The organism is Corynebacterium sp. HFH0082 (assembly GCF_000411235.1).
Taxonomy (GTDB): Bacteria; Actinomycetota; Actinomycetes; order Mycobacteriales; family Mycobacteriaceae; genus Corynebacterium; species Corynebacterium jeikeium_D.
Genome location: NZ_KE150404.1, coordinates 109855 through 134023 on the forward strand (window position 1 = coordinate 109855; position 24169 = coordinate 134023).

Genomic DNA, 24169 nt, shown 5'->3' on the forward strand with positions numbered 1-24169 from the left:
GCCCCTACTATGTTCTTTGAACTAAAAGACAACTGTTTTCAATAGCGGTTGATGCTCAGGAGCTGAATAAAAGGAATAATTCAGCCCGCAACAGGATTGGATACATATATGAAGGCACGCTTTTCCACGCGCATCGCGGCGCTAGTCGCCAGCGCCGGCCTCGTCGCAGGTCTCGGCGCATGCTCCAGCAATGATGACAGCGCTACGTCCGCGGGCAAGTCCGAAGACACCATTAAGGTGGTCACCTCCACCAAGGTCTGGGCAGACGTCGCCGACGCAGTCACCGACGACGAGAAGGTCTCCATCGACCCGATTATCGCGTCCAACGACATCGACCCTCACTCCTACGAACCGGCCGCAGCCGACATGGCAAAGGTAGAGGACGCCGATATTCTCGTCGCAGGTGGCGGGCATTACGACGCATGGCTGACCTCCTCTCTGCGTGACGCAAAGGACAAGGTCATCATCTCTGCGCTGCCGCAGGAAGAAGGCCATGACCACGAACATGACCATGATCACGAGGGCCACGACGACCATGATCACGAGGGCCACGAGCACGACCATGAAGGCCACGAGCATGATGGCGAAGGTCACGACGACCACGAAGGCCACGAGCACCACCACCATGACGGCGAAGCCAACGAACACGTCTGGTACGACACCGATGCGGTTGAAGAAACTGCAGAGCAGCTCGCCGAAGCTCTGACCAAGCTGGGCGCCAAGGCCGACACCAAGGCCGTCGATAAGGAAATCAAGGACATCGAAGAGGCCAAGAGCAAGCTCAAGGCCGCTAAGGTTGCTCAGGTTCACCCGCTGGCCGATGACATCCTGAAGGACACGAAGGTCGAGGACATCACCCCGAAGGGCTACCGTCAGTCCACACTGAATGAGTCCGAGCCGTCGGCAAGCGATGTCAATGAAATGCTGAAGCTGATTGAGTCCGGCGAGTTGGACTACCTCATCGACGCACCGCAGACCCACGACCAGGTCTCGCAGCGACTCGTCGAGGCTGCCAAGGCAAAGGGCGTTAAAATCGTCGATGTTTTTGAGTCGCCGAGCGCTGACCAGTCGTTCTTTGACCTCTACAAGAAAACCCTTTCCGATATGGAGTCCGCATAACTTTGCCCTCACTGACTTTTACTGACGCAGCCGTCGAGCCGCTGTGGTCCGGTCTCAATTTGAATATCGAGCCCGGCGAGTTCTTGGCCATCCTGGGCCCCAATGGCGTCGGCAAATCCACGCTGCTGACCGCTGCCCTTGGCATGCGCCAGCTGACTCACGGTTCAGTAAAAGTCGACGGGAACCTCGGCTACATTCCACAGCAGCGGATGTTCGAGCCCTCACTGCCCATTCGGGTTCGCGACCTCGTCGAGTTGGCGGCCGGCAAGAACCGCTCCGCCACCGACGAAATGCTGGACTTTGTCGGCGCGGGCGGTATTGCAGGCCGTCGCGTCGGCACGCTCTCTGGCGGTCAGCAGCAGCTTGTCCGTCAGGCGCAGGCGCTCGTTTCGGCACCAGATTTTTTGCTTTGCGACGAGCCTCTGCTCTCCCTCGACCCTGCGGCGCAACGGACCACGGTCGAGCGCCTGGACCGGCATCGGAGGGAAAACGACACGGCAGTCGTCTTTGTCACCCACGACATCAACCCCATCCTGGGCGTCTGTGACCGGGTGCTCTACCTGACGCCGCACGGACATGCGGTCGGGTCAGTCGAGGAAATTATCACTTCAGAGACGCTCTCGGAGCTCTACCAAACCAACATTGCGGTTGCCCGTGTCGAGGGAAAGCTGGTTATCGTCTAATGACCCTACTGACTCAGTATTTCTCCGACACCGCTGCTCTGCTCCAAGTCGGGTTCGTCCACAATGCTCTCATCGCGGCAGCTCTACTCGGGCTAATCTCCGGCATCATTTCGCCCCTGATCGTCATGCGACAGATGAGTTTCACGGTCCACGGCACCAGCGAGCTGGCACTTATGGGTGCATCCGCGGCCCTACTACTTGGTGTCAGTGTCAGCAGCGGTGCCATTATCGGTTCGGTGCTCATCGCAATAGTCCTGGCGGCACTGTCGCTTCGAGGGCGCCAAGATGCGGTCGTGGGCGTGGTCTTGAGCTTCGGCATGGGCTTATCGGTGCTGTTTATCCACCTCTACCCCGGCCGGACAAGTACCGCGTTTTCACTTCTCACCGGCCAAATCATTGGTCTGACTGACACTTCTCTATGGACGATGGCCATCGTCGCGGTCATCGTCGTCGGCGGCGTTACCTGGAAATGGCGCCCGCTGCTATTCGCCTCCGCCGACCCCATCATGGCCGCCGCCTGTGGTGTCAACGTGAAGGCGCTATCGATTTACTTCGCGATTCTCACCGGTCTCGTCGCCGCCCAGGGCGTACAGATTGTCGGCTCTCTGCTCGTCATCGCCCTCATCATCACCCCTGGTGCTGCGGCCGCATTCGTCACCGCCTCTCCTGTAAAGGCCATCATCCTGTCGACCATCTTCGCCGAGGTCGCGGCCGTCGGCGGCATTGTTCTCTCACTCGCACCGGGCATCCCGGTCAGCGTTCTAGTGACGACAATCGCATTTGTCATCTACCTGATCTGCTACGCCATCGGAACGGTGCAATCGCGCAAGGCAACGCGTGACGACGTCCAGGCTGCCAAGTGGAGCAAATAGACACATACGCTTTTCGGAGTGGCTTTTAAAACAACAAAAACATCGGGCAGCCCCTCGAGTGACGATTGCGGAGAAGGTGCGCACCTTCCCTCTCGCCACCGAGGGGCTGCCCGTATTTTTGCTGGATTCTCTAAAAGCAGACTCCAATACCCCCAGCTCTTTTTAAGACTGCGAGACTGCCGAAATGGGTTGCCCCGGCAGACAGAAAAACTAACGCTGAGGATGTCGTGGTCTGACATCTCAGTGACCCAAAGCTAGCTGTACAAGCCACCGCTAGGTCCGTGCGCTTCCCTAAACTACGGCCAATTACGCCCCCATTTCTAGGAGCATGATATGCCCGCCCTCCCCTTCAGGAAACTACGGATAATTTTCTGTTGGAAGTGATAATAACGCCGTCATTTCTGCAGCGCACGCCGGAAATAGAATTATCTTTAAAGCGCTGAACTACTGGGGGTAGCCATAAGTACCGGCCGCCATTTAGAACGCAAAATACCCCACGTAAACGCCATTACTATAACGAATTGATAATGGCGCCTACGGGGGTATCAAATGCGCTACTGACTGCTCTTAGCCCGGCGCTGGCGGGCAAACTCACTCAGAGTCACGCCGGCAGCAACGGAAGCGTTGAGCGACTCAACCCAACCGGTCATCGGAATGGACATGATGGTGTCACAGGTATCGCGCACCAGGCGCGAAAGTCCCTTGCCCTCAGAGCCGACGACCATAACCACCGGGGTGGTGCCGTCGTAAGTGTCCAGAGTGTGATCGCCACCGGCATCCAGTCCAACGACCTGGTAACCAGCCTTCTGGAACTGCTTGAGCGAGCGCACCATGTTGGTCGCCCGCGCAACCGGCAGACGCGCAGCAGTACCAGCAGAGGTACGCCAGGCGACGCCCGTAATGGCAGCCGAGCGACGCTCCGGAATCACCACACCGTGACCACCAAAGGCCGCCACCGAGCGAATGACCGCACCCAGGTTACGCGGATCAGTGATGTTATCCAGGCAGACGATAAGGCCCGGCTCACCGGTCTGGGCCACAGAATCAATCAGATCTTCGACAGATGCGTACTTGTACGGCGGAATCTGCAGGCCGATACCCTGGTGCATGGTGTTGCCGGTCATGGTGTCCAACTCGTGGCGGGGTACCTCGCGAATCGGGATACCACGGGAGTTAGCAATACGCACTGACTCCTGCAGGCGCTCGTCATTGTCGGTACCCAGCGCCACAATCAGCGCGGCCGCTGGCACCTTTGCATGCAGGCACTCCACGACCGGGTTACGGCCAACTACCAGCTCGGTGCCATCCCCCTTGCGCTCATGACGCCCCGAGTCACGGCGGCGCTTCTCTTTCGCCCGCTTATGAGCTGCGTGATAAACGCGGTCCTCTGCTTTCGGGGTCGGCCCCTTGCCACGCAAGCCACGCTTTTGGCCACCGGAGCCGCCAACGTTCTTCTTGCTTGCCTTGCGCACTGCACCACGACGACCGTTGCCTGCCATAGCTACCTGCTTCCTGTTGTTAATAGTTTTCTTTAGCCTAAAGCCAGCTTTTCAGCCCTAGTCAGCGACAGACCATGCTGGACCATCCGCGGTATCAGTTACCTCGATACCCGCTTCCTTCAGACGGTCGCGCACAGCATCAGCCGTAGCCCAGTCCTTCTCTGCACGAGCCCGGGTGCGTTCCTCCAACTGGTGCTCAACCAGCACACCGAGCGCATGCATTGCCGCATCGGAACCGGAATCGGAGGTTGCCCACTGCTCATTCAGCGGATCGAACCCAAGGACTGCGGCCATAGCGCGGACAGCACCGGCAATCTCCTTGGCCTTGGTCTCGTCGCCGTCGGCAAGCGCCTGATTACCTCCGCGAACAGCGTTGTGGATTTCCGCGAGCGCGCGTGGGACGGCGAGGTCGTCGTCGAGCGCTGCTTCGAACGCCGGCGTCCACTCACCGATTTCTATATCGCCGAGCTTATCGACGGCACGGTGCATAAACGCCTCGATACGACGGTAGCCCGCTGCCGCTTCCTGCAGAGCCTCCTCGGAGTACTCCAGCACGGAGCGGTAGTGCGCACTACCGAGGTAGTAACGCAGCTCAACCGGACGAACCATGGTCAGGATATGCGGCACGGACAACACGTTACCGAGCGACTTCGACATTTTTTCGCCGGCCATTGTGACCCAGTGGTTGTGCATCCAGTAGCGAGCAAAGCCGTCGCCGGCTGCGTGCGACTGCGCAATCTCGTTTTCATGATGCGGGAACTGCAGGTCGAGGCCGCCACAGTGGATGTCGAACTCCGAGCCCAAGTAGTAGGTGGCCATGGCGGAGCACTCCAGGTGCCAGCCCGGCCGGCCATTGCCCCACGGCGTCGGCCACGAGGGCTCGCCCGGCTTGGCAGCCTTCCACAGTGCGAAATCGTGCGCACCGCGCTTGCCCGGAGTATTGGTCTCGCCCTGCTCCATCTCGTCGACGCGGTTGCCGGACAGGCTGCCGTAGTCGCTGCCTTCAGCCTTGGACCAGGCATCCACGTCGAAATAGACGCTGCCATCGACAGCGTAGGCGAAGCCGTTATCCATCAGACGCTGCATATACTCCACCATCTGAGTGACATGCCCGGTAGCGCGCGGCTCAACGCTCGGCGGGAGAACACCGAGCTGGTTGTAAGCCCAGGTAAATTCGCGCTCAAAGCGAGAGACCCACTCCCACCAAGGACGGCCGTGCTCGGCGGCCTTGTTCAAAATCTTGTCATCGATATCGGTGACGTTGCGCACAAAGGCGACGTCATACCCCTTGGCGATCAGCCAACGGCGCAAGATATCAAAGGCCACGCCGGAGCGAACATGGCCAATGTGCGGCTGAGCCTGCGGGGTCGCACCGCACAGGTAAATGGAGGCATGCCCCTCGCGGAGAGGCTCAAAATCCTTCAGTTGGCGGGTTGCGGTATCGAAGATTTGAAAAGTCACAGCCCCGAGCATAGCGGGGAAATAGATACGGGTGAAAAAGAGAAAACGGCTAGCGCACACGGGCAATGTATGTGCGCTAGCCGTTAACCGGAAAAGTGCAGAAAATCCCTACTGGAAGGCACCGAGGAAGGGAAACGACTTATGCGTCTGCGTCCAGGTCCACCGGCTTATCGTCGGCCTCGTCCTTCTTCTCACCGGCGGTACCTTCCTGTGCCAGCGCGCGGTGACGCTCGATAGTGGCATCGACGCGGGCAAAAACTTCCTCGACCTTGGCCTCATCAACGCCGTCGGCAAGCGCGAGCTCACCGACGAGAACCTGGCGAGCCTTGCTCAACATACGCTTTTCGCCGGCGGACAGACCGCGATCCTGATCGCGGCGCCACAGGTCACGAACTACCTCAGCGACCTTGTTAATGTCGCCCGAACCCAGGCGCTCCTGGTTGGCCTTGTAGCGACGGGACCAGTTGCCGGCCTCTTCTACGTCGGTCTCACGCAGAACGGAGAAGACCTTCAGCAGCCCCTCTTCACCGACAACATCGCGGACACCGACCAGCTCGGCATTCTTGGCGGGCACCTGGATATTCAGATCACTCTGCAGAATCTGCAGTACGAGGTACTGAACGGTCTCACCGTTAAGCTCTCGTTCAATGATGTTTTCGATTTTCGCAGCTCCGTGGTGCGGATAAACTACGGTATCCCCAATGCTGAATTCCATGTAATGCACACGCCCTTTCCAACGGCCTTCCACCCTATCATGTCCCCCCATGATTTTACGGGTAGTATGAGAACATCTTAGGAAGACACTAAGGTGTTCTTTAAATACTGAAAATCCTATCGCCCATCCTCAAGCTACTGGAGGAAATCTAGTCATGGCCTTCAAGTCCGTACTTCGCCGCAGCGCCCTCATCACCGTCTCCGCAGCATCCGCAGTTGCACTTGCTGCTTGTGGCGCCGGTCAGATTTCGCAGACCGCAAATCAGCACCCGGCTGTAGACGGTGCGATGAACGGCGGCGAAGATGCTGCCGGCAAGGGTGCTGAGAACACCAACTCGGCTCTTGGCTTCGTCAACATCCGCGACGCTCATATCCTGGTTGACCCGGAGGCTGGTACCGCTGGTCTGAAGTTCTCCGCCAGCAACCAGCAGCGCGCTACCGAGTCGGTCTACAAGCTGAAGTCCGTCACCGTTGAAGGTATCGGCGAGGTTGAGCTGAAGAAGGTCGCTGAGACACCTTCCTTCGCTAAGGCTGCAAAGGGCGAGGACTCCCTGCCGCGTGAGTGCCAGATTGTTGCCGGCCCGAAGTCCGTCATCGATCCGCTGGCTAAGACCGCCAAGGACAACACCGGCTGCATCGCGTACTACACCAATGAGCTGGACCCGAGCACCCTGGTTGGCGACAAGAGCAGCGCTGCTGGCCAGAACCGCGAGGCCACCTTCGAGTTCACTGACCCGCAGGGCCAGACCAACACCTACGACCTGGACATCACCATCTCTGCTGACATTCTGGAAGCTGGCGCACCGAACCGCGGTGCTGACGGCATGATTGAATCCAAGTAATCGCAGCACAGTGGTGTTCCTGCGCTGTTCGCGCGCAGCGCACTTTTAGGCGCTGGTACAGCGCAGTCCTGTCCCGCAAATAACGCGAGGCGCTTCATCGAGCGGGCATGGGCGATTGGTCGCTTGATACGGGTCACGGCAGTACAGTCATCCTTGACACAAGTCATTGACACTGCCCTGGCCCGCTCTCGCGTATCTGGGGTAAATTTTCTCGCGACATTCACCGCATACCGCACAACACACGTTGTGGAGTCTGTCGTGTCCCCTCTCTTGAAGCAAAGGTGGTTGCACCGTGGCCAAGACCAAAGACGAAGCCTACGAATGCTCAGCATGCGGCTGGCAGGTGTCGAAATGGGTCGGCCAATGTCCCAACTGCAAAGAGTGGGGCACGCTAGAGAAGGTCACTATCCGCTCCAGCGGTGGGAAGTCCGCCTCCACGCTGGAGGACAAAATTGCCGCGCGGGCAGCCAAGCAACGTCGCCGTAGCGCTGCCGCGACGGAACCCGGCGCGCGGGGTGGTCGTCGTAAAGCATCTTCCACTTCCGTCGCGGCTGAAAGCCAGCGTCTAGCACAGCGCGCGCTTGACGACGAGGCGGAGGAACGTTTCCTCGCCGAGACCTCCGCAACAGATCGAATCCCCACTTCATCTTCCGAGTTGACCGCGATCACGGGGATTTCCGCCAAGGCTGCGCACGCGGTGCGCACGGGCATCGGCGAGCTGGATCGAGTGCTCGGTTCCGGTATTGTGCCGGGTTCGTTGGTGCTCTTGGCAGGCGAACCGGGGGTTGGTAAGTCGACGCTGCTACTTGAAGTGGCCTACCGCTGCGCGGACGGCGATTTGGGGCCGACGCTTTACGTCACCGGTGAGGAATCGGTCGGTCAGGTGCGGCTGCGTGCCGAGCGCACTGGCGCACTGTCGGACTCGCTGTACCTGTCGGCAGTGTCGAATATCGAGGACGTCATCGATCTGACGCTGGAGCTCTCCCCCGGTCTGCTCATTGTGGACTCTGTGCAGACGATGCGTGCCGACGTCGAAGGTGCTCGCGGTGGCGTTGCCCAGGCTCGCGCCGTAACCTCTGCGCTGGCGGCGCTGGCAAAGGAGACCGGAACTGCGATTTTCCTGGTAGGACACGTGACCAAGGACGGCAATGTGGCCGGCCCGCGCACAATGGAACACCTGGTTGATGTGGTGCTCAACTTCGAGGGTGATAGGCATTCGGGGCTACGCTTCTTGCGCGGCCTGAAAAACCGTTTCGGAAGCACCGATGAAGTGGGCTGCTTCGAGCAGACGGCGGGCGGCATTGCGGAAGTTGAGGATCCCTCGGGGCTGTTTTTGCATCACCGAACGCCGACCTCGGGAACTGCAATTACCGTGGCCATGGATGGCCGCAGACCGCTGCTGGCGGAGGTGCAGGGCCTGGTAATCAATACCGAGGCGCACAACCCGCGACGCAATGTCTCTGGCCTCGACCCTCGCCGCGTGCCGATGGTCGCGGCCGTGCTGACTGAACATGGAAACTTCAAGCAGTTGGCCCGCATGGAGATGTACGTGTCCACCGTCGGCGGTATGACGCTGTCGGAGCCTGCCGCGGACCTGGCAATCGCGCTGGCACTGGCCTCATCCATGACTAAGCGGACCTTCCAGGACAAAACCATTGCACTCGGCGAACTGGGGTTGGCCGGCGAAGTGCGCCGAGTGACCGATTTGGAGTGGCGGCTTAAGGAAGCTCATCGAATGGGCTTCGACACGGCAATTGTGCCCAGAGGCGCAAAAGGCCCGGCGGGGATGCGGCTGCTGGAAGCAGGCACCGTTGCCGAGGCCATTGAGCTTGGGTTGGGAACTAAGCGCTAGCGCATGTTGAACGTGTAGGCGTCAGAGTTGTTGTCACCAATCACGCCGTAGAAGATGTACGACCCGGAGGGCGCTGGGACGCGGTCTTCTTCGGAGCACTTGTTCGGCGCCGAGGTCAGACGCGACCAGGTGGCGGCATAGTTGACTTCCTCGCCCGGTGCCAATACCAGTTCACCGTGGCCTTCGGAGTCATTGCAGTCCACATCCGACCAGACGCGCTCGTACGTTGCCAGGTCGTACACCTCGAAGCGCAACTGCTGCTCATCGAGGTTCACGCGGCATTCACCGCCGGTGGGATTGTGGACGGTAATTGCCAGAGTCGGCTGCTCATCGCCGTAGTTCGGCTGATCCGAGGTGGCTGTCACCTGCAGGTCTGCAAGGCTACAGTCCTTTTTGTTCGCAAGCGCCGCCTGAGCGTCATCCTTCGCGGAATCTTCGCCTTCCTTAGCGTCCGTCTTGGCATCCTTGTCAGACTTGTCCTTCGTCGAGTCCTTGTCAGACTTAGGCGCGTAAGGTTCCTTGGGCTGTTCCGGAGGGGTCACCTCTTTCCCGTCATCCCTGGTGACATTCACCGGTTCAGAATCCTCGCTGTCCCGGTTTACCAGTGCGGAAATACCCCAGCCCAGGAGAACGAGGATGATAACGAGCAACACCGCCGCGGCGATACGCCGACGCCGGTAGATTTCTGGAGGCAGCTTATTGGTCACACATTTAGGTTAGCGGGTTCTCGCTGACTCCATGGGTAACGACGGTCTCAGCGCGTCCGTCCTCCAAGCGGTACCGCATACCGACAACGCCCACCTCGCCGGTCACCAAGCGCGATGAAATCTCTGGCGAGCGATCAATAATGTGATTAACAATCTCGCGCACGTGGCGCCGCTCAAATTCGTCGATTTCCGTCTCGCCATCTTTGCGAGCCGCCAACAGCGACGGGGTGACTTTCTCAATCAGCACACGCTGGAAACCACCCGGCAGTTCGCCACCGTCCAGTGCATTCTTCGCCGCAGCCACAGCGCCGCAGGACTCGTGGCCGAGAACAATCACCAGCGGAACTCCCAGACCATCAACTGCGAATTCCAGCGAAGCCAGCACCGACAGGTCGGTGATCTCACCGGCAGTACGAATCACGAATACATCGCCCAGGCCCTGATCGAAGATAATCTCCACCGGTGCACGGGAATCCGAGCAAGCCAGCACAACGGCCTTCGGCTTCTGCCCCTGCGTCAGCTGCTTACGACGAACCAAGTCCTGGCGAGGATGCGCCGTCTTGCTCTCGCAGAAGCGGAGGTTTCCGCGCACCATCGATTGCCATACACTCTCAGGAGTCCTCTCAGAATTGCTCATAGTTATATTGTGCAACGACTCCGCTGTTTATGGGAAAGCGAGAATGTAGATTGACCTCTGCAATTAACCAATCCGACGACTTCGACGAACACGTCGATGCCGCCTTACGCGATTGGTATCGCGCCAATATGCGGCCACTTCCCTGGCGTGAAAAAGGCACTTCACCATGGGCTGTGCTCGTCAGCGAAGTGATGAGTCAACAGACTCCCGTCGCCCGCGTCATCCCCTCGTGGCGCGCCTGGCTGGAAAAATGGCCCACCCCAGCCGATCTGGCAGTCGCCCCCAAAGATGAAGTCCTGCGTATGTGGGGAAAACTCGGCTATCCCCGACGTGCACTCCGGCTGCGTGAATGCGCAGAAAAGATCGTCGAAAAGCACGACGGCGAAGTGCCGAGTGACGTGGACACACTGTTAGCCCTTCCGGGGGTAGGAGACTACACCGCTCGGGCGGTAGCGGCGTTTGCTTTTGGCGCGCGCACGCCGGTGGTGGACATCAACGTGCGCCGCGTACTCCGGCGACACCGCCAGGGCACGTACCTTCCCGGCATCGCCAAACGCGCCGACATGACCCTCGTCGAAGAGTTCCTACCACTCGACCCCACGACTGCAGCCGAGACTTCCGTCGCACTCATGGAACTCGGCGCTACCGTCTGCCGAACGACACCCGAGTGCGAGGTCTGCCCCATCGCTACCAGTTGCGCCTGGATCGCCGCCGGTCGCCCCGAACCCGAAGACCACGAAATCGCCGCTGCTAAACGGCGTGTGCAGAAGTTCGAAGGCACCGACCGCCAAGTCCGGGGCTTGCTTCTCGACGTGCTCCGCGCCGCCGACTCCCCCGTCGAACAGGCCGCTCTCGATGCGGTCTGGGATGATGCACATCAGCGTTCCCGCGCACTGTTTTCCCTGCTTGACGACGGTCTTGCGGAGCAAACCTCCGATGGCCGCTTCCAGTTGCCCCGTTAGAACCCAGACAATGCTCCGGTAAAGACCAGATTCGAACAAGTGCGTTGCCTAGAATTGGGAACATGAATGCCACGCCCCATCGACCTCAGCGCCAGCGCTGTCTCTTTGGGGCTAGTAAACGCAGAATCGCGCTGAGCATGGTACTTGGAGTTGCTCTTCTGAGCTCTAGCGTGGGAACGCTCGGTGGTTGCTCGGCGGTGGATGGTCTAGGAGCAACTGGCTTCGGTTCCTCGGATTCTGACTCTTCTACGGTGAAGCGATTGCCTCCAGGTCAGGTAATTACGAAGACGCCATTTCCGGTCAATGCGCCCGCACGCGCACAGCGGGTCGTGTTTTCCTCCACAGGCGCACGCGACCACCGCCAGACAGCCGTGTCCGGCACGATTTTGCAGCCCTATACCCGCTGGTCGGAGAAATCCCCGCGCCCACTGGCAGTAATTGCACCTGGAACTCTCGGTATGGCTGATAACTGTGCCAGTTCGGTTGCCCTGCGCTACGAAGCGCCTCCGACGCCTCCGGCACCTCAGTTGCTGGCACAGGGATGGAATGTTGCCATCGTGGATTACCAGGGGCTCGGCACGCCTGGGGTACATCCGTATCTCAACCGTGAGGTTGCCGGGAATAACACGCTCGATATGGCGCGAGCGGCTATTGAAACTTTACAACTGCCTACAGACACTCCCATTGCGCTGTTCGGCTACTCACAGGGCGGAGGCGCCACCGCTGCAGCGGCCGAGCTCGCCGATGAGTATGCCTCGGAGCTGAACATCCGCGCTGTTTACGCCGGGGCTATTCCGGCCGATCTCACCGACACTGCACTGCATATTCGCGGCTCGGCGCTGGCGGGGCTCGTCGGTTACTTCATGAACGGCTTGATTGCAGAGTACCCAGAGACAAAAGAACCGATCGAGCGCATGCTGAGCCCGCTGGGGCAGGATTTCCTGAAGCTCACGGCCGATGAATGCATTGGCGCCACTGTCGAACGTTGGCCCCGCAATGACACCAAGGCATTCACGGCCAACGACTTAGGAATAGCGGAAAATCTGCGCTCGCCGGAGCTCTCCCCCGTCGTTCGGCGCCACGTGGAAGAACAAGCTCTGGGGACAAAGACTCCCAGTATGCCCGTATTCGTTACCCATAACGCATTGGATGATGTGCTACCCGTGACGTCGGCACGCGAACTTGTGCAGAAATGGCAAAAGGCCGGCTCCGACATCACCTACGTGGAGGTCGATACTGACCTCGGTGATGGGACGCACGGCCTTGCCTACGTGCTCACCCACGAAGAGATGCTTGCGTGGGTGAATCAGAAAATGGGGTACTAGCGGCGACAACCGCCGCTTTCCTCCATCTAGCAAGTACAGCTACTTTTTCTTCCAGCGACCACGGAAGGTCAAGCCCTTGCCCAGTCGGACGGTGTAACCGCCACGGCTGTTAATGGTCACCGGACCGATACGCTTCGAACCAGAGACTCCCGAACCCGAGTAGTTCAGCCACGTGTCCTTGTCCAGGTTCTGCTTCTTGCGAAATTGGATCCCCATTTAGTTCTCTCCCTCGGAGTTATCAGATTCGGTCTCTGCCTCGGCAGTGGCCTGATCGACAGTAGCTTTGATGTCGCCAGATCCAAACGCTCAGGATACCGTCAGCACTGCCGAGAACGCCCGTCATCTTCCTCAGAATCGGCCAAGGCACCGCTCATCGGCATCAACGTTACCGACCTTGCCTCATATTGGTGAAGGTAACTTCGCCTTGCAGATGTCCTTGAACTCGCCGTCCCTGCGCCATAGATGCCTCAATCCGTTATTTGTGACCGCCCCTAGTGAGCTCATGAAACCGGCCACCGCCACAGCGCGCCGAACAATGACGACAGCTAGTTAGTGCAAACCGCCCAGGGATGCGAATGGCTCCTCGGCCTGGATGTCGTGCAAGGGCACGCGCACCCAAGGCGAATCACTGTGTGCGAGCAGCTCGGTGAGCCGTTGCGATTGATCCTTCATCGCAGCGGTGACGTCGGGCTCACCATCACTCGCCCAGATCATTCGACCCCACCAGAAACTTGCGGCTACGTCAGCCCACGACACGAAGTAGCGCTGCAGCGCCGCCACGGCCTTGTCTGAAATCTGAAGGAACTCTTCTGGAGAGATCCACCCCAGCTCCGTTGCCGCGCCACCAACGCTGTGAACACGGATTATGTCCCATGCGCGAGTAGTGGCGGGCAGTGCCGGGGCCGCTGCTTTGGCAAAGCCCTCCGAGCGCAACATCCGTACAAGGTAACGGAACTTATGTTCTGCACCACGCGGATCCACGCCTTGGACAACAAAGAAGTCTTTCAGAAACTCGATTCGCTCCTCCATCTCTGCCTCGAGCTCGTTCTCAGAGATGTCCTTCACTGCATATGCGAGCGGTAAAAGCAGGTCATTTTCCACGTGCTGGCCACCTTCGAGCAGAGCATCAATAACCTGATACGCTTCCTGTGCACCAGTGACCCCCCAGTTTTGCTCGAGAGATGTTTTGTAGTACTTGGCCGCCCTTGCGTTGATGGCCTCAACCCCTAGCGGGGTCGCAAACGCCTTATTGCTCTTGTACACCATTCCCCAAGAGTGGCGGCGCACCTCATCTTTGCTCGGCGCCGGTTCCGGCCATGGGAACTTTGTAAGGCGGTAGATCCAAGTATCATCAAACTTTGCTGGCGTGAACGTTGAGCTCATACCCACAGAACGTACCGAGGTTTCGGGGTTGAGTCAGCGTTACTTCACACACCACCCCACACCTGGGGTGAGTTATGTCATAGCACTGAACGGCAGGCGCGGTTTTTATTGTGTTGCTAGTCTCGTGTGCATGACAGGACCCCAAATTGCATTGACCGACCGGCCAGATCTCGGTGCCGCACTTGAACGTACCGGTAATTCCGGGATTGTGCGCACTGCCGCCGTCGCTGTTGTAGAAGGTCTTGGTGTCGACGAGATTGTGCTCGAGGCCGCCGCCACGAAAGCAAGTGGGGTGGATGGTGCCGCGTTTGTCACCAACCGCAGGATCCTCGTGACCGCCGATAAGAAGGATCCATCCCATTTTGAGTTCCTTGAACTTGACAACCTGGGCAACGTCACAGTTCTGCCTTACAAGGGCGGCTGGGCCGTCGTGGCCCAGCTCTACAACACATATAAAGTGTGGAGCGGTTTCACAGAAAAGGCTGCGAAACGTGTGCAATTTGCCGCCCAGTGGGCTCTGACCGCAGGCCGAGAGGCACGAACTGAGGCCTCGCGTGCAGTGTCGTCAACTGAGCTGTTTGAGCGATGGAAAGAAAACAAGCACCGTCTCAATCGCAATAGCTTGGAAGAGTTTGCAGAGTCGATGCGCTCCCTGTACTCCGACATTGATTCACGGTGGTGGACTGAAAAATGATTCGACTTGCATACCCGGGTTCGCCCGACCGCTTAAATGGGCCAGAAGACACATCACACATCGAGCAAAACCTGGCTATTGCGCAAAATGGCTATCGCCATTACATCAAGCATGGTTCGTTACTAGAAACTGGAGCGTCTCCAGCAAATACGACGGCCGCCTCAAGGTCGAACGCCAGCGCGGGCACGACAGGTGCCCAGACCAGCGGCGCATCGAAAGGTCTCAGTGTAAAGAAGCAGCTATTACTCCTTCCCTTAGTGATAGCGGGCATCGTGGTGCTAGCGATTGCCTACGTTGCAGCTAAAGACGCGCTCTTTAGTGACAAGTCAGACGAGTCCGCTGCTCCCGCACAGTCCGCCGCTGAAGCACCTGCCGATCCCGGCGCTTCCAACGGTGGCGCTACCGGTGCCACTGGTGGGGATACCGCTGGCGGCCTCACCCCTGCCGACCACGCACCCGAACCGATTGCTAGTTTCGTGCGGGCCTGCACAGACTATGAAGTGGTGTTTAGCTACTATGGTGCGGATAGCGCCCCTGCCCCACAGGCAATGGGTACCAACTGTTCCGTGGATACTACGAAGGCACCCGACGTTGGTTACGTAGTCTTCACCGATGACCCTGCCGCCACCGCCGCCGTTCGTGACGGCAAGCCCGTCTTGGATGCCGTTGAGATTCCGGCAGAATCAACGCGCGGTTCCACATTCAAGGCGCAGAGAGTGGAGTCCCTCATCACAGTTGCGGAAATCCTCCCAGAGGACCAGGGAATCGTTGAGTACATGATCAAAAATGATGACCCCGAAGTGGCAAAGAAAGCATTGGTCGACCTCGGCGTGGCCAAGTAGAACTACAACTATCCGCGCTTTTAGGAAAGACCGCATATAGACACACTGCCGCCCCAGTTCCTCCCATAATGGAGTCGGAACTGGGGCGGCAGTGTTCGTTGGTACTGCTAGCGGCTAAACCTCTTAGAGCGGCTGGCCAGCACCCGCACCAGCCGGTGGCGGGTTGTGGCCGTCGTTATCGGAGTCGACCTCTGCCTCGGCAGCGGCTTGGTCAGCAGCACCTTCGATGTCGTCGGCTTCAACGCTCAGGGTGCCGTCAGCATTTCCGAGAACGTCCTTGTCTTCCTCGGATTCACCCAGAGCACCGCCGTCGGCATCAACGTTACCGGCCTTGCCCTTGTTGGTGAAGGTGAACTTCGCCTTGTCGACGTCCTTGGACTCGCCATCCCAGCCTTCGACATCGATGAAGACGGTCTCGCCGAGACCAATCTCACCGTAGAGAATCTTCTCGGAGAGCTGATCCTCAATCTCGCGCTGAATGGTGCGACGCAGCGGACGGGCGCCGAGCACCGGATCGAAGCCGCGCTTGGCCAGCAGGTTCTTGGCGCGGTCGGAAATCTCCATGGTGATGCGCTTCTCGTCGAGCTGGTCGCTGACGCGGGCCAGCATGAGGTCGACCATCTGAACAATCTCAGCCTGGCTCAGCTGCTTGAAGACCACAATCTCGTCGATACGGTTCAGGAACTCCGGACGGAAGTGCTTCTTCAGCTCGTCGTGGACCTTGTCCTTCATCCGCTCGTACTTGCCATCTTCATCGGCCTCGCCGACACCCGAGAAGCCCATACCAACAGCCTTGGAAATGTCGCTGGTACCCAGGTTCGAGGTGAAGATCAGAACCGTGTTCTTGAAGTCCACCACTCGACCCTGCGAGTCAGTCAGACGACCGTCTTCCAGGACCTGCAGCAAGGTGTTGTAAATCTCCTTGTGGGCCTTCTCAATCTCGTCGAAAAGCACGACGGAGAACGGCTTGCGGCGCACCTTCTCGGTGAGCTGGCCGCCCTCTTCGTAGCCGACGTATCCGGGAGGAGCACCGAAGAGACGAGAAGCAGTGAAGCGGTCGTGGAACTCACCCATATCAATCTGAATGAGTGCGTCTTCCTCACCAAAGAGGAACTCGGCCAGAGCCTTCGACAGCTCGGTCTTACCAACACCGGACGGACCAGCGAAGATGAACGAACCGGACGGACGCTTCGGGTCCTTCAGGCCAGCACGGGTACGACGAATAGCGCGGGAGACAGCACTGACAGCCTCTTCCTGACCGATGATGCGCTTGTGCAGCTCATCCTCCATGCGCAGCAGACGCGAGGACTCTTCCTCGGTGAGCTTGAACACCGGAATGCCAGTCCAGGAAGCCAGGACCTCCGCAATCTGTTCCTCGCCAATCTCAGCGATGGTGTCGGACTCGCCCGCACGCCACTTCTTCTCGCGCTCGCGGCGCTCTTCGCCCAGCTTGCGCTCCTTGTCGCGCAGACCAGCTGCCTTCTCGAAGTCCTGCTCGTCGATGGCGGCTTCCTTCTGGCGGCGCACATCGGCAATCTTGGAGTCGATCTCCTGCAGGTCAGCCGGGGCAGTCATGCGCTTGATGCGCATACGAGCACCGGCCTCGTCAATAAGGTCAACAGCCTTATCCGGCAGGAAGCGGTCGTTGATGTAACGATCCGAGAGGGTAGCTGCCGCAACCAGCGCCTTGTCCGAGATGGATACGCGGTGGTGAGCCTCGTACTTATCGCGAACACCACGCAGAATCTCGATAGTGAGATCCACGCTCGGCTCCGGCACGTTCACCGGCTGGAAACGACGCTCGAGAGCGGCGTCCTTCTCGATGTGCTTACGGTACTCATCCAAAGTGGTAGCACCGATGGTCTGCAGCTCACCGCGAGCCAGCTTCGGCTTCAGAATCGAGGCCGCGTCAATTGCGCCCTCTGCAGCACCGGCACCGACCAGCGTGTGAATCTCGTCAATAAACAGAATGATGTCACCGCGCTGGTTAATCTCCTTGAGCACCTTCTTCAGACGCTCCTCGAAGTCACCGCGGTAACGGGAACCCGCAACCAGGGAACCCAGGTCGAGGGAGTAAAGCTGCTTATCCTTCAGTGTCTCCGGCACACGGCCGTTGACGATGTCCAGCGCGAGGCCTTCCACAACGGCGGTCTTACCAACGCCCGGCTCACCAATCAGCACAGGATTGTTCTTGGTACGGCGAGAAAGAACCTGCATAATGCGCTCGATTTCCTTCTCACGGCCAATGACCGGATCCAGCTTGCCCTCACGTGCAGCCACGGTCAGGTTACGACCGAACTGATCGAGCACCAGCGAACCGGACTGGTGGTTACCCTCCTGCACACGAGCGCCGGAAGTAGCACCGACCGGACGTTGCTCCGGAGAACCATCGGACTCATCGCCCTGGAAACCGCTGAGCAGCTGAATAACCTGCTGACGTACGCGCGGCAGGTCAGCGCCGAGCTTAACCAGAACCTGAGCGGCAACACCTTCGCCCTCACGAATCAGGCCGAGCAGCAGGTGCTCAGTACCGATGTACTTGTGACCCAGCTGCAAAGCCTCGCGCAGAGAGTACTCCAGCACCTTCTTTGCACGCGGGGTAAACGGCACGTGACCGCTCGGCGGCTGGGAGCCACGACCAATAATGTCGACCACCTCAGAGCGCACAGCGTCCAGGGAAATACCCATGGACTCCAGCGCCTTGGCAGCCACACCGTCGCCTTCACTAATCAGGCCGAGCAGGATGTGCTCCGTGCCGATGTAATTGTGATTGAGCTCGCGTGCCTCATCCTGTGCCAGGACGACAACGCGACGTGCTCGGTCCGTAAACCTCTCGAACATCACTGCCCTTTCAAGTGTCTATTTTTGCCGTAATTCAATAAAGGTTGTTTCACCTAGCTTAAACGCGCCGCGACACAGATTAATCCCTATAGCCGTACGCCAGTAGCGAACAGGCTGGTCGAGAGAGGTATCACTGCTCATACGGCAGCAAAAGCTCCCGGCGGCAATGCCACCGGGAGCTAATGGGAAACGACGTTATCCCCCACACAACTAGTCAGTTTCGATTGCGGTCCAAAAATCAGGTTGAACTTCACCACGGCACTGTTGCTTCGGAGAACTGAAGTACAAAGTGCCGTTCTTGCCCTGAACTACGATGCCGTTAAAGAGGTACTTCTTACCTTCCTTCAGCTTGAAAACATCCAAATTGGCATCAAAGTCAGCAAAGGTTCGCTCAACCACTTCACGTTCTTCGAGATCTACCTCGAACATGTTGTAGTCAGGCTTAGCCTTGTCACTCCACGATTCGGTGGTCTGACAGCTCCAAAACCCATACTTCGCGGAGCCATCACAGAAAACTCGACCATCATCGTTGCCGTACGAAACGAGGTCCGCATGAATCCTCGGATACTTCGTAGCTGCATCGGCGACGGACGGATTGACAACAGCAAGCGCAGCGGCGGCAGTGATTGCGGCGGCTACAGCGGAAATCTTCTTGGTGAACATGATCTCAGATTAAAAACTCTCGGACACAAAAGAAACGGGAGTTCTCCCCGGGGAGTTCTCCCCTAGCCAAACCATGCTGGACTGCCCAAATCTGGACAGTGGTGCCATCAAACGCACCACGTTTTATCCGCTTATGTCACCGGCACAATGCGGTCAGAGAGCGATGCTGTCCAAAGCAGCACGGTCAGAGCGCATGGCAGTCTGTGACGCACCGAGAATGGACTCATATCAATGGCTTTCAAACTATTCAGCTTCCGAAAGACCTTCCGCCCCACCCGCAACTCCCGGGTTACGCTATCGCGTTCTGGCCTCGGATATTCCTATCGCATGGGGCCCGTTCGGTGGACGAAGAATGCCCGTGGCGGCCGAACCACCACTGTGAACACGCCAATTAAGGGATTGACTTATCGCAAGTACCGTCGTTAAGCGAGCAGTTTCAAGTCGTCTGCAGTGACCAATCGTGCTTCGATTGCAGCGACAACTACCAGCTGCAGACGGCTCTTTTGATTAACCCGTTGCCACTCCTTGCTTGAGACCAGCCCCTTGCTCAAAGCGGATTCAAAAAGTGCGGTGCGGTAATGCTCGACTGCCTTTGCAGTCTTGCCTCCCAGCTTTCGGCCGGCCTCGGCATCGGTGCACGAAACCATAATGGTGTCGATTCGGCCGCGCAGATAGTCCTCCGCATATGCGGCGATTAGAGCACGCTGGCGCTCCGGCAGCTCCCCAACCGAGATGGTTTCAGTCCCGTCAGTTGGCAGCACGACCTTTGCATCGGCGTGCTCAATATCCTGTTTAATCTGAATTTCGTACTGGTCATCCTTGACGGAAAAGCGGATGAAATACTCCGGGTAGCTCAGATCAAAACGCTGTTGCGGAGCCAGCCGGAATGACCGCGACACCTCCGGAATGTGCACCATTGCAGTCACGTGCTCGCAGTTATTGAGCAAAAACCACATTCCGGATTCCGCATACACATACATTGCTATGCGGTGCATGTAGCGGTTATCTTCGCCCACTTTGAGGTCGGCGTCACGCCCGATGGTCAATCCCTCACTCGGATTGGCAACAATCGCATCCCCACACAAATTATCAACCACAAGTGTTGGGAGCGATGTCACGTTGACCAGGCCTTTCTCTCGCACCACCAGCCACCAACCGTGAGTTAGGCACCTTGCCCAATGCTCCTGCGGAATCGCCCAACGACGGCTGAAGTGACTGGCATTCAGGATAATAATCCGAAATATAACAAATAATCTCGGCGTTATCTCTTAATTCGTCGTGGTTTGCATTGCCCACGCCGCCACCGTGTCATAGGCAGCAGGACAAGGATCGCCTTCACTCAAAACGACAAATACCGGACGAAGCACTTCGGGACTGGATGGCGCAGAACTTTCCGCCGGCTGAACCAAGCAGTAATTAATCGGCCGTGTTGCCTCGGAACCTTCGCTGTTCACAGCTTGAAATGAGCCTGACGTTTGTAGGACATCCAGCCGGCGACCATCGGGCTCCATTCGCAGTTTCACCACTTCAGAGCCAGCTGGTTCAGCCACTGACCGGTTCTTGCTCACGGCATCCAGAATTTCACCCCGCCATTTGTCATTTTCAGCCTCTGCAATCGGCTTCTTCTCATCAATACCGTGGCGAAATGGCAGCAAGAATTCATCTGCCGAAGCAAACTGCGTCGCGTGATATGCAGCACCGTTGAATGTTCCCATCCGCTGAATCCCCTGCCAGCTCTTCTCACCGATGGGGACGTCGCTTAACGACGTAAGGGTCCATCGGTCACCCACCGGAATCCGAGGCCCCTTCGCCAAATCGGGAGCGCGAAGTCGCATCGGTTCCGCAGAACCTCCGATAGCTACTGGCTGTGCCAAGTGCTTGGCACTAAAGAGACCGCCATCTCCAATGCCGCTACGTTCGGCAACAACAATGCCACCACCAATAAGGCCTAGACATGCCACTACGGAGAACGCTGCAAGGGCTTTCTTCCGGTTCTTCGGATTGCGAACCTCGACGGCACCACCATTTAGCGCAGCAATGAGATCGCTAATAAACGCATTGCAGGATTCGTAGCGTTCATCGGCGTCAACCGCCAACGCCTTGGCGAAGACCGAATCAACTACCGCACCGAGGTTGGTAACCGGTCGCTTACCGCAGTGCAATTGCCGCGCACTGGCCGCGTCAGTAGCTGGAAATGCCTTATATCCCTGCAACAGCTCGAATATCGTGCACGCAAACGCATACTCGTCACTAGCTGCACTAATGCAACCCTTAGTGAAGATCTCTGGCGCCATGTAGGGCAATGAGCCGGCAACACGATTGGTCACGCCAACACTGTCGATTTCAGTGGCGGTTGATACACCGAAATCCACAAGCGTCGCGCTTAACACAAGCCCCGACGAATCTCGCTCTACGACGATATTTGATGGTTTTACATCACCATGAATCACCGCTGGTTCGTGCTTTGCTAGCCGATCTAGCGCGGTAGCAATCTCCACACCAATCGACATGACCTCGCTCTTATCGAAAGTGCGCGGCGGATATTCGGCCAGTTCAGCGCCCAACGAATTACCGCTAATAAGAGTCATGGTGAACCAAAGCAGGTTCCCGGCTCGCCCGCCATCGAACACGGTCACAACGTTGGGAACGTGAACAGTGGCTGCGATAGAAACCTCGTTCTGGAACAGTGCCTCCATTCGCTTAGAAGCACTGGCCTCTTCCGGCAGTGGGACGATTTTCAGTGCTTCGTTTCGGCCCAGCTTGGGATTTCGTACTCGAAAAACAGTCCCCATATTGCCGGCACCGATGAGAGCTTCAACCTCGTAGCCCTCAAAAATATCGCCTACCTGGGGAAGATTAGTCATCGGTTCCGTTGCCCAGACCCATCGAGATTACCCACCATAATCTGAATCCCAGACTCAGAGCGGCAATCATAATTAGGCGAAACTTCTTGGCATTCCATCGTCAGTGGCTGACCGTCATACTCAATCTCGATTGTCGTCTGCTTTGGCAGTGTTCCTTGCTCTTGCCGCTGTTTACTGAGCGCCCGCACTACCTCGTAATATGCTTCACAGTCCATATCGGAGCCCTGGTTTGACCAGGCACTCTGCAGCATCGGGCACGTCGGATCAACGGTCGACGCTAAGACCTCTGGGTCTACGAACCGATCGTCGGCAGGCGGTGCGATTGTAGTCGAGGTTGGTTCCTGATCATCGCCCACATAGTAGGACGGCGAGACTTCCACTTCGGTGCTTTCAGTGGTTTCAAACAACCCGTCGGCGTTATCCTGCTGGTTAGAGCGGAAATTTAGGATCCAGACCACCATTGCCAGGATGACGACAACCAGAATGGCGAGCACGAACAGCAGAATCTTCCGATTTCGACCATCAGTATCGGAATTTGCACCGCTGTCAATGTCATCGACGCCCGGGATTAGAGTGCGATCGTCGGTCATCAGTTATCTCCTTGGCTGACAGAAACCTTCATCATCGTCGTGCGAGCAGCCGAAATCTCTTCCTCATTCATCACACCAATGCGCACGTGGGATTCGATTGAGCGACCCGATGGAACGTGAGTGCCTTCCACGGTAATCATGCCGTCTGCTGCTACAAAGAACTTAACCTGAATTGGCTGACCCTTGGGCAACGGCGGGATACCTGTCAGCATAGATTCCGATCCACTAATGATGTCATTGAGAGCGACATCTTCGGATGGAACGTCACTGGCCTGCTGATACAGCGTCAAATCTACTTCCTCTTGGCCATCAGCTACGGTCGAATACTCCCGGACCACCGGCTCAGACAGGGGAATCATGTCATTCTGGTTGACCAGATAGTCGATGTACGGGTTGTTCAGATGATCGACAACTCGAATGCCAATCGACTTTGGCAATACATTTGCCACCTTCTTCTCCGACAGCGCGGCTAGCTGCCCGGCGTCAATCCCTGTCTCAGCCGCGATCTGCGCAATTGACTGCTGTTGGACAGCAGGGCTGGACTCAGCATTAACCACTCCCCCGAGCTTGCTGATCATCGCAGCAAGGGCAGCACCCTTAGCAACGGCTAGATCAGGCTCAACCAACAGTGGCTTCTTACCCGTCAGACGCTCCACCAGTTTGGTTACGGCGGTCATTCGCGAAGATCCACCCACCAGGATGACCTCATCAATTGTCAGTCCCGGCTCCTTTTCCTTTGCCGTCTCCAATACACGGGTCAAAGGAATCTCCGTCTGCTCGAGCAATGGCGCCGTGACACGCTCCAAGTCTTCGCGGGTAACGGCAATCTTGGCGCGGGAACCAGAGTCACTGGCAAGTCGCACAGTGGCGCTTTCCGCATTACTCAGCGCCTCTTTACAGTTCACCGTCTGCTCATGCAACTTAGCGACGAAGGTCTCATCGTTTTCCGCCTCCTCGTCACCAGTCTGCTCAATGAATTTATCCAGGATAAATTCACCAAGCGCCTTATCCCAGTCAGCACCGCCCAGTCGAGCATCACCGTCGGTGGCAATAACCCGGAAGGTGTTGTCAATCCCCTGCACAATCGTGGCATCGAATGTACCGCCTCCGAGGTCATACACCAGCAAGGTCTTGTCCTTTAGAGGCTGCTTGGAGTCGTAGTAGAGGGCCGCAGCAACCGGTTCTGCTACCAGCTCCAACACATTGAAATTAGCAATCTGCCCTGCGTTGCGAGTTGCCTCGCGCTCCTTCGCACCAAAATATGCCGGCACAGTAATAACTGCCGAAATCTCGTCGTCAGCTGCTTCGTCTGGAACCAACGAGCGCAAAATCAATGAAGAAATCTCCTCCGGGGTATACGCCTTCCCGCTGAAATTCCATTTCTTATCGGTGCCGATGCTCCGCTTCACCAGCTCGATGACGTCATTGGGGCTGAAGAGCTTCTCTTCACGTGCCAGCTTTCCGACAACGGTATTGGCCTTCGATTCAAACCACACCACACTTGGTGTCGACAGATCTCCGTCGAGGTTTTCTTGAATGACAGGAACACCCAGTGAGTCCACGTAGGAAATTGCGCTATTGGATGTGCCCAGATCGATGCCGTAAATACGTTCAGCCAT

General features: G+C 57.8%; 23 protein-coding genes. 10 read left to right on the top strand and 13 right to left on the bottom strand.

What is annotated here, in order from left to right; all coding sequences use genetic code 11:
- The first annotated feature begins 108 nt into the window (after positions 1–108).
- Genes HMPREF1206_RS00500 through HMPREF1206_RS00510 form a run of 3 tightly spaced genes read left to right on the top strand, consistent with a single transcriptional unit; the run spans position 109 to position 2674 of the window.
- Complete coding sequence (locus HMPREF1206_RS00500) at positions 109–1119, top strand: metal ABC transporter solute-binding protein, Zn/Mn family (protein ID WP_016421444.1); 1011 nt, start codon at positions 109–111, stop codon at positions 1117–1119.
- Between the two features lie 2 nt (positions 1120–1121).
- On the top strand, positions 1122–1802 hold the full coding sequence (locus HMPREF1206_RS00505) for a metal ABC transporter ATP-binding protein (RefSeq protein WP_016421445.1): 681 nt from the start codon (positions 1122–1124) through the stop codon (positions 1800–1802).
- Positions 1802–2674, top strand: coding sequence for a metal ABC transporter permease (locus HMPREF1206_RS00510; protein ID WP_016421446.1), 873 nt, complete (start codon positions 1802–1804; stop codon positions 2672–2674). Before HMPREF1206_RS00505 ends, HMPREF1206_RS00510 begins: the two co-directional genes overlap by 1 nt.
- Before the next feature lie 554 nt (positions 2675–3228).
- Here HMPREF1206_RS00510 and rlmB read toward each other — a convergent pair.
- The 3 genes from rlmB to HMPREF1206_RS00525 form a co-directional block, all read right to left on the bottom strand.
- Positions 3229–4173 carry a 23S rRNA (guanosine(2251)-2'-O)-methyltransferase RlmB gene (gene rlmB, locus HMPREF1206_RS00515; protein WP_016421447.1) on the bottom strand — a complete coding sequence of 315 codons (945 nt, stop codon included), beginning with the start codon at positions 4171–4173 and terminating at the stop codon, positions 3229–3231.
- A 57-nt stretch (positions 4174–4230) separates the two neighbouring features.
- Positions 4231–5634: a cysteine--tRNA ligase gene (cysS, locus tag HMPREF1206_RS00520; protein WP_042388940.1), complete on the bottom strand. Its 1404-nt coding sequence runs from the start codon at positions 5632–5634 to the stop codon at positions 4231–4233.
- 139 nt (positions 5635–5773) lie between these two features.
- Positions 5774–6349 (bottom strand): CarD family transcriptional regulator, encoded by a 576-nt coding sequence (locus HMPREF1206_RS00525; protein ID WP_016421449.1) that lies wholly within the window; start codon positions 6347–6349, stop codon positions 5774–5776.
- A gap of 154 nt (positions 6350–6503) precedes the next feature.
- On the opposite strand from HMPREF1206_RS00525, the gene HMPREF1206_RS00530 reads away from it, so the two are divergent.
- Together HMPREF1206_RS00530 and radA are read left to right on the top strand one after the other, a co-directional pair.
- The gene (locus HMPREF1206_RS00530) at positions 6504–7190 is read left to right on the top strand and encodes a hypothetical protein (protein ID WP_016421450.1); all 687 of its coding nucleotides are present in this window, start codon (positions 6504–6506) and stop codon (positions 7188–7190) included.
- Between the two features lie 292 nt (positions 7191–7482).
- Positions 7483–9042: a DNA repair protein RadA gene (gene radA / locus HMPREF1206_RS00535; protein ID WP_016421451.1), complete on the top strand. Its 1560-nt coding sequence runs from the start codon at positions 7483–7485 to the stop codon at positions 9040–9042.
- Here radA and HMPREF1206_RS00540 read toward each other — a convergent pair.
- On the bottom strand, positions 9039–9749 hold the full coding sequence (locus HMPREF1206_RS00540) for a hypothetical protein (protein WP_016421452.1): 711 nt from the start codon (positions 9747–9749) through the stop codon (positions 9039–9041). The genes radA and HMPREF1206_RS00540 overlap by 4 nt on opposite strands.
- Positions 9750–9753: 4 nt before the next feature.
- Positions 9754–10386, bottom strand: a complete 633-nt coding sequence (locus HMPREF1206_RS00545) for a carbonic anhydrase (RefSeq protein ID WP_042388218.1) — start codon at positions 10384–10386, stop codon at positions 9754–9756.
- A 29-nt stretch (positions 10387–10415) separates the two neighbouring features.
- Here HMPREF1206_RS00545 and HMPREF1206_RS00550 point away from each other — a divergent pair, with 29 nt between their 5' ends.
- Both HMPREF1206_RS00550 and HMPREF1206_RS00555 read left to right on the top strand, forming a co-directional pair.
- Positions 10416–11348, top strand: coding sequence for an A/G-specific adenine glycosylase (locus tag HMPREF1206_RS00550; RefSeq protein ID WP_016421454.1), 933 nt, complete (start codon positions 10416–10418; stop codon positions 11346–11348).
- A gap of 137 nt (positions 11349–11485) precedes the next feature.
- Positions 11486–12673: a lipase family protein gene (locus tag HMPREF1206_RS00555; protein WP_016421455.1), complete on the top strand. Its 1188-nt coding sequence runs from the start codon at positions 11486–11488 to the stop codon at positions 12671–12673.
- A gap of 39 nt (positions 12674–12712) precedes the next feature.
- On the opposite strand, the gene HMPREF1206_RS11185 is transcribed toward HMPREF1206_RS00555, so the two are convergent.
- Together HMPREF1206_RS11185 and HMPREF1206_RS00560 are read right to left on the bottom strand one after the other, a co-directional pair.
- A complete protein-coding gene (locus HMPREF1206_RS11185) occupies positions 12713–12889 on the bottom strand; it encodes a hypothetical protein (protein WP_005510144.1) in 177 nt (58 codons plus the stop codon).
- A gap of 333 nt (positions 12890–13222) precedes the next feature.
- Positions 13223–14056: a DUF1266 domain-containing protein gene (locus HMPREF1206_RS00560; protein WP_016421456.1), complete on the bottom strand. Its 834-nt coding sequence runs from the start codon at positions 14054–14056 to the stop codon at positions 13223–13225.
- Positions 14057–14186: 130 nt separating this feature from the next.
- On the opposite strand from HMPREF1206_RS00560, the gene HMPREF1206_RS00565 reads away from it, so the two are divergent.
- Together HMPREF1206_RS00565 and HMPREF1206_RS00570 are read left to right on the top strand one after the other, a co-directional pair.
- Positions 14187–14750 carry a hypothetical protein gene (locus HMPREF1206_RS00565; RefSeq protein WP_042388222.1) on the top strand — a complete coding sequence of 188 codons (564 nt, stop codon included), beginning with the start codon at positions 14187–14189 and terminating at the stop codon, positions 14748–14750.
- 257 nt (positions 14751–15007) lie between these two features.
- Positions 15008–15592, top strand: coding sequence for a hypothetical protein (locus HMPREF1206_RS00570; protein WP_231367153.1), 585 nt, complete (start codon positions 15008–15010; stop codon positions 15590–15592).
- Between the two features lie 123 nt (positions 15593–15715).
- On the opposite strand, the gene HMPREF1206_RS00575 is transcribed toward HMPREF1206_RS00570, so the two are convergent.
- Complete coding sequence (locus HMPREF1206_RS00575; RefSeq protein WP_016421459.1) at positions 15716–18433, bottom strand: ATP-dependent Clp protease ATP-binding subunit; 2718 nt, start codon at positions 18431–18433, stop codon at positions 15716–15718.
- A 210-nt stretch (positions 18434–18643) separates the two neighbouring features.
- Complete coding sequence (locus tag HMPREF1206_RS00580; RefSeq protein ID WP_016421460.1) at positions 18644–19096, bottom strand: hypothetical protein; 453 nt, start codon at positions 19094–19096, stop codon at positions 18644–18646.
- 231 nt (positions 19097–19327) lie between these two features.
- Here HMPREF1206_RS00580 and HMPREF1206_RS10850 point away from each other — a divergent pair, with 231 nt between their 5' ends.
- Positions 19328–19522, top strand: coding sequence for a DUF4236 domain-containing protein (locus HMPREF1206_RS10850; RefSeq protein ID WP_016421461.1), 195 nt, complete (start codon positions 19328–19330; stop codon positions 19520–19522).
- Here the strand turns inward: HMPREF1206_RS10850 and HMPREF1206_RS00585 are convergent.
- From HMPREF1206_RS00585 to HMPREF1206_RS00600, 4 genes are all read right to left on the bottom strand, one after another.
- Positions 19519–20214: a hypothetical protein gene (locus HMPREF1206_RS00585; RefSeq protein WP_224784275.1), complete on the bottom strand. Its 696-nt coding sequence runs from the start codon at positions 20212–20214 to the stop codon at positions 19519–19521. The two genes, HMPREF1206_RS10850 and HMPREF1206_RS00585, sit on opposite strands and share 4 nt — an antisense overlap.
- A gap of 150 nt (positions 20215–20364) precedes the next feature.
- Positions 20365–21960, bottom strand: coding sequence for a serine/threonine-protein kinase (locus tag HMPREF1206_RS00590; protein ID WP_016421463.1), 1596 nt, complete (start codon positions 21958–21960; stop codon positions 20365–20367).
- Positions 21957–22550, bottom strand: coding sequence for a hypothetical protein (locus HMPREF1206_RS00595; RefSeq protein WP_016421464.1), 594 nt, complete (start codon positions 22548–22550; stop codon positions 21957–21959). Before HMPREF1206_RS00595 ends, HMPREF1206_RS00590 begins: the two co-directional genes overlap by 4 nt.
- Complete coding sequence (locus tag HMPREF1206_RS00600) at positions 22550–24169, bottom strand: Hsp70 family protein (protein ID WP_016421465.1); 1620 nt, start codon at positions 24167–24169, stop codon at positions 22550–22552. Before HMPREF1206_RS00600 ends, HMPREF1206_RS00595 begins: the two co-directional genes overlap by 1 nt.

Coding starts and splice junctions, on each gene's coding strand:
- HMPREF1206_RS00550 (WP_016421454.1), top strand. CDS start 10,416: ATGGGAAAGCGAGAATGTAGATTGACCTCTGCAATTAACCAATCCGAC.
- HMPREF1206_RS11185 (WP_005510144.1), bottom strand. CDS start 12,889: ATGGGGATCCAATTTCGCAAGAAGCAGAACCTGGACAAGGACACGTGG.
- HMPREF1206_RS00500 (WP_016421444.1), top strand. CDS start 109: ATGAAGGCACGCTTTTCCACGCGCATCGCGGCGCTAGTCGCCAGCGCC.
- HMPREF1206_RS00510 (WP_016421446.1), top strand. CDS start 1,802: ATGACCCTACTGACTCAGTATTTCTCCGACACCGCTGCTCTGCTCCAA.
- HMPREF1206_RS00575 (WP_016421459.1), bottom strand. CDS start 18,433: ATGTTCGAGAGGTTTACGGACCGAGCACGTCGCGTTGTCGTCCTGGCA.
- HMPREF1206_RS00590 (WP_016421463.1), bottom strand. CDS start 21,960: ATGACTAATCTTCCCCAGGTAGGCGATATTTTTGAGGGCTACGAGGTT.
- HMPREF1206_RS00545 (WP_042388218.1), bottom strand. CDS start 10,386: ATGAGCAATTCTGAGAGGACTCCTGAGAGTGTATGGCAATCGATGGTG.
- HMPREF1206_RS10850 (WP_016421461.1), top strand. CDS start 19,328: ATGGCTTTCAAACTATTCAGCTTCCGAAAGACCTTCCGCCCCACCCGC.
- HMPREF1206_RS00560 (WP_016421456.1), bottom strand. CDS start 14,056: ATGAGCTCAACGTTCACGCCAGCAAAGTTTGATGATACTTGGATCTAC.
- HMPREF1206_RS00525 (WP_016421449.1), bottom strand. CDS start 6,349: ATGGAATTCAGCATTGGGGATACCGTAGTTTATCCGCACCACGGAGCT.
- HMPREF1206_RS00600 (WP_016421465.1), bottom strand. CDS start 24,169: ATGGCTGAACGTATTTACGGCATCGATCTGGGCACATCCAATAGCGCA.
- HMPREF1206_RS00595 (WP_016421464.1), bottom strand. CDS start 22,550: ATGACCGACGATCGCACTCTAATCCCGGGCGTCGATGACATTGACAGC.
- HMPREF1206_RS00580 (WP_016421460.1), bottom strand. CDS start 19,096: ATGTTCACCAAGAAGATTTCCGCTGTAGCCGCCGCAATCACTGCCGCC.
- rlmB (WP_016421447.1), bottom strand. CDS start 4,173: ATGGCAGGCAACGGTCGTCGTGGTGCAGTGCGCAAGGCAAGCAAGAAG.
- HMPREF1206_RS00555 (WP_016421455.1), top strand. CDS start 11,486: ATGGTACTTGGAGTTGCTCTTCTGAGCTCTAGCGTGGGAACGCTCGGT.
- HMPREF1206_RS00565 (WP_042388222.1), top strand. CDS start 14,187: ATGACAGGACCCCAAATTGCATTGACCGACCGGCCAGATCTCGGTGCC.
- HMPREF1206_RS00530 (WP_016421450.1), top strand. CDS start 6,504: ATGGCCTTCAAGTCCGTACTTCGCCGCAGCGCCCTCATCACCGTCTCC.